The 12,584-nt window shown below is 45.2% G+C and carries 13 protein-coding genes (1 of these 13 only partly in view); all 13 read right to left on the bottom strand.

What is annotated here, in order from left to right:
* A partial coding sequence (locus tag ACYQ3Q_RS25300) for a molybdopterin-binding protein (protein ID WP_459931190.1) occupies positions 1-894 on the bottom strand: 894 nt, incomplete at its 3' end.
* Positions 894-1,697 carry a nicotinate-nucleotide pyrophosphorylase gene (locus ACYQ3Q_RS25295; RefSeq protein ID WP_459931189.1) on the bottom strand — a complete coding sequence of 268 codons (804 nt, stop codon included), beginning with the start codon at positions 1,695-1,697 and terminating at the stop codon, positions 894-896. The genes ACYQ3Q_RS25295 and ACYQ3Q_RS25300, both read right to left, overlap by 1 nt.
* Before the next feature lie 32 nt (positions 1,698-1,729).
* The gene (locus ACYQ3Q_RS25290; protein WP_459931188.1) at positions 1,730-2,518 is read right to left on the bottom strand and encodes an IclR family transcriptional regulator; all 789 of its coding nucleotides are present in this window, start codon (positions 2,516-2,518) and stop codon (positions 1,730-1,732) included.
* A 131-nt stretch (positions 2,519-2,649) separates the two neighbouring features.
* Positions 2,650-4,497 (bottom strand): aldehyde ferredoxin oxidoreductase family protein, encoded by a 1,848-nt coding sequence (locus ACYQ3Q_RS25285; RefSeq protein WP_459931187.1) that lies wholly within the window; start codon positions 4,495-4,497, stop codon positions 2,650-2,652.
* Positions 4,498-4,504: 7 nt separating this feature from the next.
* Positions 4,505-4,750, bottom strand: coding sequence for a ubiquitin family protein (locus ACYQ3Q_RS25280; protein ID WP_459931186.1), 246 nt, complete (start codon positions 4,748-4,750; stop codon positions 4,505-4,507).
* Positions 4,751-4,909: 159 nt separating this feature from the next.
* The gene (locus ACYQ3Q_RS25275; protein WP_459931185.1) at positions 4,910-6,067 is read right to left on the bottom strand and encodes an iron-containing alcohol dehydrogenase; all 1,158 of its coding nucleotides are present in this window, start codon (positions 6,065-6,067) and stop codon (positions 4,910-4,912) included.
* Between the two features lie 60 nt (positions 6,068-6,127).
* Positions 6,128-7,408, bottom strand: a complete 1,281-nt coding sequence (locus ACYQ3Q_RS25270; protein ID WP_034143926.1) for a TRAP transporter large permease — start codon at positions 7,406-7,408, stop codon at positions 6,128-6,130.
* A complete protein-coding gene (locus tag ACYQ3Q_RS25265) occupies positions 7,409-7,897 on the bottom strand; it encodes a TRAP transporter small permease (RefSeq protein ID WP_459931184.1) in 489 nt (162 codons plus the stop codon). It abuts the gene before it with no gap.
* Positions 7,898-7,973: 76 nt separating this feature from the next.
* On the bottom strand, positions 7,974-9,017 hold the full coding sequence (locus ACYQ3Q_RS25260) for a TRAP transporter substrate-binding protein (RefSeq protein ID WP_459931183.1): 1,044 nt from the start codon (positions 9,015-9,017) through the stop codon (positions 7,974-7,976).
* Between the two features lie 32 nt (positions 9,018-9,049).
* The gene (locus ACYQ3Q_RS25255; protein ID WP_459931182.1) at positions 9,050-10,462 is read right to left on the bottom strand and encodes a sodium:solute symporter family protein; all 1,413 of its coding nucleotides are present in this window, start codon (positions 10,460-10,462) and stop codon (positions 9,050-9,052) included.
* Between the two features lie 470 nt (positions 10,463-10,932).
* Positions 10,933-11,145, bottom strand: a complete 213-nt coding sequence (locus ACYQ3Q_RS25250) for a hypothetical protein (protein WP_459931181.1) — start codon at positions 11,143-11,145, stop codon at positions 10,933-10,935.
* A gap of 461 nt (positions 11,146-11,606) precedes the next feature.
* Positions 11,607-11,768, bottom strand: a complete 162-nt coding sequence (locus ACYQ3Q_RS25245; RefSeq protein ID WP_459931180.1) for a hypothetical protein — start codon at positions 11,766-11,768, stop codon at positions 11,607-11,609.
* A gap of 34 nt (positions 11,769-11,802) precedes the next feature.
* A protein-coding gene (locus ACYQ3Q_RS25240) for an IclR family transcriptional regulator (RefSeq protein ID WP_459931179.1) crosses the window boundary here: on the bottom strand, positions 11,803-12,584 show its 3' portion. 7 nt of this gene lie beyond the right edge of the window; only the last 782 of its 789 coding nucleotides appear in the window; its start codon lies off the right edge, out of view; its stop codon occupies positions 11,803-11,805.

The raw sequence follows: 12,584 nt of genomic DNA, 5'->3' as shown, positions 1-12,584 counted from the left end.
ATACCCTCCGTTTTTCATAGCTTGCCGCCAGCGCTCTCTTATTACTGCGGCGATTGACTCTGCTATCGACTCAGCATCCAGTCCCTGGGCTAGTCCCGTTAAAAGAGAATTACATCCTAAAATTGCCTCTTCATGCGGTCCAGGCAGGGCGACTATACGCGCAATGCCCATCTGTCCCACGGCTATGCGTACACCCTCCTTGTGATGGCGACGGTAGTCCGGGGTAAATTTCAAAATCCACGGTGTGAACGCTTGCGGATCCAAACGTAAGATAGCTTCTATACTATAGTCTTTATCTTCGGCCCCAACTCCGCCAGTTGTTATCACCAAACCAAAACCCGCTTCTAAAGCCTCCTCAATACGAGCGGACGCTAGCTTGGCATTGTCTTCCAATACCCCTCCAAACCGTGCGGTGAAGCCCTGTTTTTCTAGTTGCTGCATTATATACGGCGAATTTGTATCCTCAATCTTACCGGCTATTACTTCTGTACCGGAAGCAAAGACTATTGCTCTCCGAGCCACCGCCTCGCTGACCTGCCTAGCCTGATCTGCCGAAGTTCTAAGCACCTCTCCAACTTCTTTTGGATCCAGTGCAATAAATCCTAAAACACCTTCCGAATGTATAGCTGCATTCGGCCCCATCAGGACTCCCTGAAGACTTGCCAAACCTTGGAGAATAGATTCTCCTTTGCCAGCTACCGCGTCCGGTTTGACTTTCTTTTGCAAAATGTCAAAAGCCAATAATCCCGGTCGCACGTCAACAACCATCACTTCCTCCGGCAGCAATCCCAGCGCTTGGGCAGCAACTTCTGCAACTTGACCTAGGTTAGCATTGTCCAAGTCAATATCATCGATCCAAAAGGTGGTTTTTTCCAAAAGATCCCATTCCATCATTAACGGTCCCCGCCTTCCACATCAAGACTAAAATCAAGTAACGGAGCATCAAGAATGGCCCGACCAACATCAATAATGTCTGGCCTAAGTGCTACGATGTCAGCTAATTCTTCCGCGGACACCCCGCCTGCAAAGGCCAACTGTACACTTTTTCGCCAGCCATCGGCTATAGCGGTAGACATAACCGCCTTAAGATCTTCCAGAATACCGGTATCAACCATCAAAATGCCTGCCCCAGCCTGTACTGCAGATCTAGCCTCTTCAACAATACCTTGCCCCTCCCCTCGCAATTGGGCAACTACTAGCCGATCCGGATCAAATAATTTTGCCCGAGCCACGGCTGCGCTAACTCCTCCAAACATCCGAATATAGTTTTTGTCTAAATAGACAAATGGTTGTTCGGACATCCGAAGGCCTGCCCCACCTGTAATAACCGCCTGGCGTAGTTCGCCCTTAGTAGCCTGACCTATCTTTTTCCAAGCACCGCAAACCACTTTAACCGGACTGGCCTTTTTTACTACGTTTGCAGCAGCAGTGGCTACTCCGGAAGGTTTTCCAATGGCTCCCATAAGGGTTTCCTCTGCCCTGGTAACCATCTCAGCATTGCCCCTCGCGGCAAATATCGCCGCACCGGGAATTAGCAACGATCCTTCCTGAGCCACCGAAATAACTTCCAACCCGAGGGAAATCGCTAGTTCGTTTACCCTAGCTACTCCTGACAGTATTCCATTTTCTCGAGTTCTGATCGAAAACGAATAAGACCTCTCTTTGAGTGGTTCAAACAGAAACTCTCTCAACTCCATAGCATTCACCTCCCTCATATCATTTCTCTTTCTTAGGCCCTATATCCCAGACTAGTCGAGATCTCCTGTCCTATCCGAACCATCAAGTTCACGATGGATTCAAGCTGCCCTCCGTCAAACCGTGACGACGGTCCAGATACGCTAATCGCGGCACAAACTTTACCAGTATGATCCCGCAACGGCACTGCTACACAACGCAAGCTTTCCATAATCTCTTCATTATCCATTGCATAACCCTGTTTTCTGACTAGATTCAGCTCTTCTTCCAACCGACTGAAGTCGGTGATCGTGTTTTTGGTATAGCGGGATAAACCCTTGGTGGCAATTATACGTCTTACCTCATCAATCGGAAGATTTGCCAAGAAAACCTTGCCTACACCAGTACAGTGAGCTGGCAACCGTGTACCGACTTGCGAGACAATTCTTAAAGATTTTGTACTCTCTCGCTTATCGATATATAAAACCTCACCTTTGTCTAAAACTACCAGGTGAACGGTTTCTCCCAGTCCATCTACCAGAGTTTGAATGAATGGTGCAGCTACTCGACGCACATCCCAGCTATTGGCAACAATATTCCCAACTTCAAAGAGTCGAATTCCTAGACGGTATTTACCGTCCAAAGGGGACTGCTCTATATAACCAAAATCTCTTAACGTAGCCAATAGTCCGTAGGCTGTACTTTTAGCCAACTGCATCTCCTTAGCTATGTCTCCCAGAGACATCTCCCGCTGGTGCTCAGCAAGCACATTCAGAATCATAAGTGCTTTAGCCACTGACCGAACCTGAGTACCCGCAGTAACCGTCGGAAAATCTTCAGTCAATTTACCTTACCTCCTTTCCAAAACATTCATTTTTAATTTTTAAATCCTGTAAATTCAACTGACTTCGAAATGTTCCGTTCGTTATTATTAACAAATAGTTACTTTCATTTTTGGTCAGCCCTTCTAATTTTTTATACTAATCCCAGTTCTTTTAATTTATCTACTGTTGGGATACCTTGAGAATCCCATCCCCTAGCAATATAGTATTCATCCAACATTTCATTAAGGGGCGGTAAATTATTTGCAGCCCCGCCGGTAGCCCGGGAGTTTTTCAAAATACGGTCTGGCAATGTATCCATACTGCGGTCCACACCACACTTGATGTTATAAAGACGCTTCAGATTGAAAATCCGTTCTCCAATACGCATTAAGCTTTCGACATCCCACTCCGAACCGGTCGCTAAAGAAAGCCATTCAGCTAACACAGTTGGAGTAATTCCCCCAGTCATTAAAAACTTACAAACTGCAAGTGAGTCAAATACCATCATTAAGTTCTGTGTCTTCGCAACTAGCGCTCCTTTACCCTGGCTGGAAAATCTATCGAATGATTCAGCGATTCCCAGATCAGGCATTGTTAAGTTGCGTTCAAATGCGTGACTAAAGGCTTCTAAATGATCTGCTCCCCGGTTAGCCGTAGCATACCCTAATGCAAGGCTGTTATATGCCCTCGGGTCATGAGCAGGAAAACTTAAACCTTTGGCAGTCATACCAATATCGTTGACAATTTCACCGTATCGTTGGGCAAGGGCAGGAAATCCTTCTGCTAATACAGCACCAAATCCTGTTCCTTCACCCATTTCTTGAATCAACCCAATTAATGCTTCAGCATCACCCCAGCGAATCTCTCTCCCGCCTGTATCCTGCTTGCCAATAACCCCTTTTTCATAAGCCTCCATACTGAATGCAACAAGATTGCCCACCTCGATAGTATCTATTCCATAGCGGTTACAAAGCTCATTGGCATAACAAATAGCTTCCAAATTATCTATAAGACAGGAGCCGCCAAATAAGCCTAACGTCTCATATTCGGGGCCGGCGCCACGCACGCTGTTATAAAGACCCTTGTCAATAGCCACCCGTCGTCCACAACCTATTGGACAACCTGCACAATGAAAGCGCCCAGTCGAATATGTCTCGGCAAGCCGGGGACCACTAATTGATTTAGCCCCTTCTTCCCATGACCCTTCGGTCCAATTCTTTACTGGAAAATCTCCTAACTGTTCACAAGGAAGTACTAGGACTGGAGTGCCAAAATTAGTTAAACCCTTCGTTTTTTCAGTGATCTCTGGGACTACTTCTTTAATTCGTTTTAGTAACTCATCCTTATAAGCTAAAACCGGGGTATTATTGCCATAAACAGCTATAGCCTTTACCCTCTTTGAGCCTGCTACAGCACCCAACCCACACCGTGCAGCAGTTCGTCCTTCCCTGCCGTCTGTAAATAAACCGGCGATCTTAGCCATCCTTTCTCCAGCAGGACCTATTGAGCATACTTCAGCTTTCGGATCGGTCAGCTGCCGAACTGCTTCCTCTACCTCATAGGTATCCAAACCCCATAAAGAACCAGCCGGGCGAATCTCGACTCTCCCGTCATTGATCCACAAATAAACCGGTTCCGAAGCCTGTCCAGTAAGGATTAAAGCATCATACCCTGCTCGTTTAAGGGCTTTACCCCAAGTGCCGCCTACACTGGCTTCCCCCCAGATGCCAGTTAGTGGAGATTTAGCTGCAATACAATGACGTCCCGACGACGGTATTACTGTTCCGGTTAAGGGACCGGTAAAGAAACCAAGGATATTTTCTGGACCCAGTGCATCAGCATTGGCTGGCACCCGCTGAAAGAGTGTTTCTACCGCCCAACCGCTGCCCCCGATCCACTTTTTGGCCATTGTTTCAGAAACATTTTGGGTATGCCACTGCCGTTTAGTTAAATCTACCCACAAAATCTCACCAGCATAACCGCCTAACACTTTATCCATCGCCTTTTTAACCTCCTGCCATTTGAATAAGAATTTTAACGGTTTGGCCAGTTTGTAAAACGTAGTCATTGATAGCCACGTCATTCTCAACGATAGCAAATACCGCCTGCTCGCTATAGTCGCCAAAGATTCTCCCGGTTTTTAGTTCACCTAGTAGACCTCCAATTGTAAATCCGTCCTGAACTTTCATTTGTTTCCGTTCCGTACCATCCGGAAATTTTAAAGGAGGATATAGTTGCACGGTAATAATCAAGTTCTCTCCTCCAGCTGCATTAGATTACCACTAAAATCTGTCTTTACCTTTTTGGCGGTGGAGATACCACCCGAACAATAGATTTTGTTAGATATTTTTTGGGGTAGTCTTTTTTATAAAAAAACCACCCCACGGATTCGTCATATAGACAACTTCAATCTAAAAGGCTTTTTTCAGTAATGCCAAAATATCTGTTTCGTTTGCGCCGCGAGTATTAAATTTCAGTTGTACACTTTTTAATGCATCTCTGGCAACCACATGAAGTAAATCTTCTTTAGCGCCAATATCCCTTAGCCTATTCGGGATTCCAATGTCATTACACAATTCCTCAACAGCGGTAACCGCTTGACGTGCTAACGAGCGGGTATTTAGTTCTTTGTCATTTACGTCCATTAGACGTGCAACGACAGCTAATTTATCGGCAGCAGTAACGCTGTTGTATTCCATCACGTAAGGAAGCATAACAGCATTTGCTATGCCATGCGCAATATGGAAGTGGGCTCCTAACGGACTGGCGATAGCATGGCTCAAACCTAAAAAGGCGTTATTAAACGCGATACCGGCCAGTAATGAGGCTTGTAGCATATTGCCTCGCGCTTGAATGTTGTCGCCACGCCACACAGCAACCCGCAAATTCTTACTAATTAATTCTATAGCCTGCAAAGCTAAGCCATCTGTGGCCGGCTGTGCATTCGTTGATGTATAAGCTTCAATTGCATGGGTCAACGCATCCATACCTGTCGATGCCGTAATCCCACGAGGCAGTGTCAAAGTAAGGGCAGGATCGAGAACTGCTACTCTTGGTGCTATCAAGGGACTGGAAATGGTAAACTTCTCATTATTTGCTGAATCACTCATCACTGCAAAAATTGTAACTTCACTACCAGTACCAGCAGTTGTAGGAACTGCTATCACCGGAATTCCAGGATATTTCACCTTGTTTACTCCGGCAAAATCTTTCAAATTACCGCTATTAGTAACCAACAACGCTGCGGATTTGGCAGCATCCAGTACGCTGCCTCCCCCAATAGCCACTATCACGTCAGCACAAAATTCCTTCGCTAGTTCGGCTGCCTTGGCAGCAGTAGCAATACTTGGATCTGATTCAACCTCTGCAAATACTTGGACTTCTATTCTGGAACGGTTTAAGGACTCGATAATTCCTTTATGAAGTTCAGCCTTAACTACTCCAGGGTCGGTAATTACCAAGACTTTCTTTGCATTGAATTCTAATGCTTCTCGTCCCAATTCATTAATGGAACCTATCCCAAACAATATCTTCGTTGGTAATTGAAATACATGTGCCAATATAGTCACCGTCCATTGCTCTAAATTACCCTTTGTCGGGCTCAACATTTCGAAGATACATAATACAGTTTAATGTTTAAAAATCATGTTAGGTAAGAATGTCACCAAATCTGGAACATAAGTTATGACCATTAACACTGCAACAGCAGCGCCCACCCATACCCAGATAGGTTTGATCATCTTTTCCAAAGGTGTCTTGGTGACAATTGAAGTTGTAAACAAAGCTACACCAACAGGAGGGGTAATTAACCCAATTACTAAATTTATACTTACTACCATTCCAAAGTGTAATGGGTCAATTCCGACAGCTGTGATAATCGGTAAAAAAACCGGTACTAAGATAATGATGGCCGCTACCGTTTCCATCACCATACCTACAAGTAGAAGAAAAATGTTGATTAACAGCAAGAGCATATACTTATTAGTAGTCAAGGACAGCATAAACTCTGCTATTTTCTGAGGAACTTGGTCTAGAGCCATAGTCCAGCCCATAATATTGGCCATCGCTACAATAATCATAATTGAAGCGCTAATAACTCCGGTTCGTTCGAGTATAAACGGTATATCAGCCCATTTTAACTTTTTGTAGACTACCGTCCCCAAAATAACAGCCACTACAGAAGCTGATGCCGCTGCTTCTGTCGGGGTAGTAATCCCCCCTAAAATCCCCCCTAAAATAACTACCGGTACTAGCAATGCGGGAGACGCTTTAACAATACTTTTACCCACTTCAGACAGTTTAACTTTAGGTTGTACCTTCCAGTTTTCCCGTTTGCCTGTCGTCCATATAATAATAAAGTAGGATAGGGCAATTAACAGGCCAGGTACGATACCGGCCATGAACAATTCACCGATAGAGAGGTTGGCCGCTACACCATAAACAATGAAAATCATACTGGGCGGAATGATAGGTCCTAAAATTGAGGTCGCCGACGTTAAACAGGCGCTAAAAGAGGGATCATAACCGTCCTTAATCATTTCCGGATGCATTACTTTACCTAAAAGAGCGGCGGCAGCATTAGCTGATCCTAATAATGCCCCCAGGAAAACACCTACGATAACAGTAGAATAAGCCATGCCTCCTCTGATATGACCGATTAGCGCGCGGGCCATATCTGCTAACTTTTCGGTAACCCCACCAAACCCCATTAGTTCTCCTGCCAGAACGAAAAGAGGAATCGCCAACAGACTAAAGCTATCAGTCGCGGCGTACATTCTTTGTGGCAGCATTGCTAACAGCGTAGGGTCACCCATACTTAAAGCATGAATTACACCCGTTGCTCCCAAGGCAAAGGCGATTGGTAAGCCAATAACAATAGTGACAATGAATGTCAAACCCATAATTGCCATTTATTCACCTAACCTCCCCGCCAAAATTTTTACGAGCTTTACAATTGACTGGACAAACATAATTCCAAGTCCCACTGGTACCCCCAAATAAACGTAATTCATAGGTATATTCATAGCTGGTGACTTTTGCATAGTTACACTGGGTAAACCAATTAGCAGTAAACCATAATACAACAAAAACCCGATTAATACAGTATTCGTGATATCCACAAGTATAAATACGTTTTTTTGCGCTTTAATGGGTAATTTACTTATAAACAAATCAACATAAGCTAATTCCTTTGCCCTCAAGGCCACGCCAGCACCGATAAAGGACATCCAGACTAAAGCGTAACGCGCCAGTTCTTCTGTCCAAATTAAGGGGTGCTGTAAAAAGTAACGCCATACTACTTGTGCTACAATAGCTAGAGTCATAACCGCTACACTAATTTGAACAATCCACCTAGCAAGCTTGTCCAAGCCCTTACTGATTGTTTCTAAATATCCCATGCCTTGTTCCACCTTCTTTTGGTTTGATTAGACACGGGGGCCTGGGAAATACCCAGTCCCCCCAAAAGTCTTGCTGTTATTTTGTACTGCGGGCCGCCTTTACAAATTCAGCAATCAAGGGATCCACTGCGGTGTATTTTTGCTCTACATCTTTAGTTGCTTCGATAAATTTGGCCACATCCGCCTCTGAAAGTTCCGTTATCTTCGCTCCTTTGGCCTTCAATTGGTCAACGGCATCTTTTTCAATCTTTTCAATATCCTTGATATTTTCATCGATGACTTCTTTAGCCGCTTCCTGAATAATCTTCTGATCTTCCGGCGACAGGGCATTAAACTTGGCAGTATTAATCATAAGAACAGCAGGCCAGGTAAAGTGTCTTTCTACAGTAATGTTTTTGGCAACCTCATAATGTTTCTCCATTAAGATGGCGCTATAGTCCATTTCCAAACCGTCAATTACTTTATTCTGCAGGCCACTGTAAATTTCGCCGTAAGGCATCGGAGTAGGATTGGCTCCGAGAGCTTTGAAAATATCCACGTGCAAGGGTGTTTCAGCAGTCCGGAATTTCAGACCCTTCAGGTCTACCGGAGATTGAACAGGCTTGTTAACGGTAACTAAATTACGGAAGCCTGCGTTATACACAGCCAAACCCTTAACATTATTCTTTTCCAAGCCTTTTAAGAGGTTTTCGGTAGCTGGACCTTTGATAACCTTAGCATATTGATCCCAACTCGTGAACAAATATGGCATCTGCAAGGCCGTCATCAGTGGAGTAGTACCACTCATCGGCGCGGCTGATATTTCAGCCATATCCAAAGAACCCTGCTGAACCTGTTCAAACAGCTGGCGGTCATCACCTAACTGTCTTGCCGGATAAACGGTAATTTTGATGCGTCCATTGCTCTTTTCTTGCACCTTTTTAGCGAACTTTTCTACAGCTACATTCATAGGATGAGCAGGCTGCACGACATTAGCTAATCTTAGGTTAATTGTGTCTTTCTTGTCTCCTTGGCCCTGCTGTGCGTTATTTTTACCACCGCAACCTGCCAGAGATATTATTAATAGCCCAACCATCAGAAATACAACTAATGACTTCCCACTTTTTCTCTTGTTAAACATTTAGCATCCTCCCCAATTATCTTCTTTTTGTCTTACTCAGGCTTTCTCTTAACCACGAAATGGTCAATGACTAGGATTAACGCAGGGGCAACCGCAGCGATAAAGATGTTATCAATTGTTTTAAGCTGAATACCAGCCACCACAGCATTACCCAGTGGGCCGCTATTAATGAAAGCGAACCAAAAGATGGTAGCCAACGTGGACAGGATCAGGCTCCACATGGCTCCCTTCTTGGAATTGTATCGTGGGGCGTAAAAGGCGAAGATTGCCACAACAGCTAGGATGGTACGTAGTGCCCGGGCGAAGAACACGACCTTTAACAAGGCGGGTACGAACAGGGCAAACGGCACAGCTGCCAAGCCAAGGACGACCGCCAAGCTACGGCTCCAATTCAGACTAGCCTTTTCGCTGGGCTTAACAAAGGGGATTACGAAGTCTTTCATGACAAGGGCGGTGGAACCCAGAGTGCAGGCCAAGACGGTCACGAAGGTCGCGGCTAGAATACCGGCTACTACCACGCCTGCCAACCACGGACTCATGTGGCCCAGGAACTCGGGAATAGCATTAACTGACTTAATCGTAGGAAATAAGACCTTGGCAGACATACCCGCATACGCTGCCAAAAAGCCGATGGGTACAATCGTCACGGCGGCGATCAGGCTAGCCTTCTTGGCCTCGGCTTCTGAGGTCAAGGACGAGATACTTTGGAGAACGTACTGAGTGGAGAACACTGCGCCAATGTTGGCCAGGGTCCAAGCTAAAAGGGTGGAGTAGCCTATATTTTTAGCCGTCCAGTATTTAGCTGGTAGCTGCGCCAGGGAAACGTTCGGGGTTCCTTTTAGAAGCCCATAAGCCACGAAAGCGACCACGATCAGACCAATGTACTTGAAGGAGGCGTGAATGAGGTTGGTGTAACCAACGCCGCGGATACCGCCCAGAGACACGATTATGACGGTAATCACCGCCAATAATAGGACAGCGGTAGGGATGGACACTCCCAGCAGCTTGGCCACGGTCGCGCCACCGCCGGTGTACATAGAGACGTTAACCAAAGTCAGGGCCAGAATCATCACGACAGAGGCGAAGATCCTTATGCCATCTCCGTAGGTTTTACTAAGCACGCCGGAGATAGTGTATTCACCTGACGCCTGGATCTTGGGCGCCAACAGGAAAGCGTAGAACAGGAAACCGATACCTAATGAAACCAGATTCCAAGCAGCCCAGATACCTTTCTCGAAACCGGTCTGAGCAGTACCCAGGGTAGACCCAGTGCCGATAAACTCAGACATTAGCAAGATTCCTATCACAGCCGGGCCCATCATCGCTTTGGCCGACATCATGCTGCTAGTGCTTTTAGTGTACTTAATGGACCGAACGCCTACCAGGGTAGTAACGATAATATAAAGGACAGCTATACCTAGAATAATTCCCATACCTTGAACCATAGTACTTTTTCCTCCCTTTATTAAAAATTGACTCTCGGCATTCGCCGGGCAGTTGGGACAAGAGTTTCCTTGAAACAACCTTATAGCATTCCGCCCTCTTTTAGTGGGAGATATTTGTTTTTATAAAGATAAATTGGAAATTCTCGAGTGATTTAATTTTTTCAAAAACCTCAATATACAACCTGAAACACTTAACTTTCTCAAACACCGGACTCCATAATCGCATGACAGAGATATATATCCTTCGTTTGCATAATATTGGGTAGTCTATTTGGAGTCTTTACTGATTTTACATGAAAAGTACTAAAATTTCGTTCTAGAGCATCTCCGTAAGCATTATTCTCGTTATCGTCAACAAGGACTGGCCGCTGGTCGTAAAATTCTGGAGAACCGATTTGTCTTACATCACCACGCTACTTCAGAATGAGTATGCCGCCAAAGGTCCTGAACCTCGCGATCCGGCTTCTATGCTACGTTCGTAACCTTCTTTTTCTCATGCCAAGCCGGAAATCGGCGTTACTTTCTACTTCTTCAAACGTCTTTGGGCTGCTAGCTGGAACAGCCTGCTGCGAATAGTAACTACGACTTGCCTTTATATCCAAGACTACAGCCCGCTTCCAGGCATGATGTGTCAGTCTTGTCATCAGTTCCGTTGAATTCAAGCAACGTTTTACCTTGGGCATGATGAATAAAATGCTGTTGAATGCCGCTCATGATGCTGATGCCATTTATCACCTACTTGTTCATCAAAACACCGAACCGTTTATTGATCTCAACTGCCGACTAGTAGAGATATACTGATTTCACCGAAGGGCATTTCCATTTGCTCCATAGGCTTATAGATGAAACCCAACGGTCATGACAGCACACGACATCTCAATAAGTGGAGTTGTCCGCTTTCCTACGTTACCCGTTGTTCCTGCTCCGACCCTTGTTCCGTAGCAAAGTACGGGAGTACCTACTACACCAATAGGTTGGACAACATACGGCTGTTTACAAAGACATCTCGCAACTTGGAAAAATGACCTTGATTTACAGGCGTCGCCCTTCCATCGAGCGTTCAAACAAGCGCGAAAAAATAGATTACAAGCTGGAATCAGGACGGCCTCGTTCAACAAAAATGTGTACGTACGTCTCTACGGCATCATGATGTGTCAACACATGGATGCTTGGTGTTCTCATCAAAAGGAGAGCTTTGCTGGTCTTGAATCGTTGATTTTCCCAAAGACAGCTTAACGATCTTTGTCTTTATGGGGAGACAGTGACGATTGTTAAGTGGTTCTAACAGAAACTCTCGCAACTCCATTGCAATCACCTCCTTCATAATATCTTTATTTTTTTTATGACCTATATCCCAGACTTGTCGAGATCTCCTGTCCTATCCGAACCATCAAGTTCACGATAGATTCAAGTTGTTCTCCGTCAAACCGTGACGACGGTCCAGATACGCTAATCGCGGCACAAACTTTACCAGTATGAGCCCGCAATGGTACCGCTACACAACGCAAGCTTTCCATAATTTCTTCATTATCCATTGCATAACCCAGTTGTCTAACTAGATTCAACTCTTCTTCCAAGCGACTGAAGTCGGTAATTGTGTTTTTGGTATAGCGGGATAAACCCTTGGTGGCAATTATACGTCTTACCTCACCAATCGGAAGATTTGCCAAGAAAACCTTGCCTACCCCTGTACAGTGAGCTGGCAATCGTGTACCCACTTGCGAGACAATTCTTAAAGATTTTGTACTCTCCCGCTTATCGATATACAAAACCTCACCTTTGTCTAAAACTACCAGGTGAACGGTTTCTCCCAGTTCATCTACCAGAGTCTGAATGAATGGGACAGCTACTTGACGCACATCCCAGCTATTGGCAACGACATTCCCGACTTCAAAGAGTCGAATTCCTAGATGGTATTTTCCATCCAAAGGGGACTGCTCTATATAACCAAAATCTCTTAACGTTGCCAACAGGCCGTAGGCTGTACTTTTAGCCAACTGCATCTCCTTAGCTATGTCACCCAGAGACATTTCCCGCTGGTGCTCAGCAAGCACATTCAGAATCATAAGTGCCTTAGCCACTGACCGAACCTGAGTACCCGCAGTAACCGTTGGAAAATCTT

This window comes from Desulfosporosinus burensis (assembly GCF_054657535.1).
The sequence above is the reverse complement of the archived record's forward strand: the minus strand, read 5'-3'. Positions and strand labels throughout refer to the sequence as shown.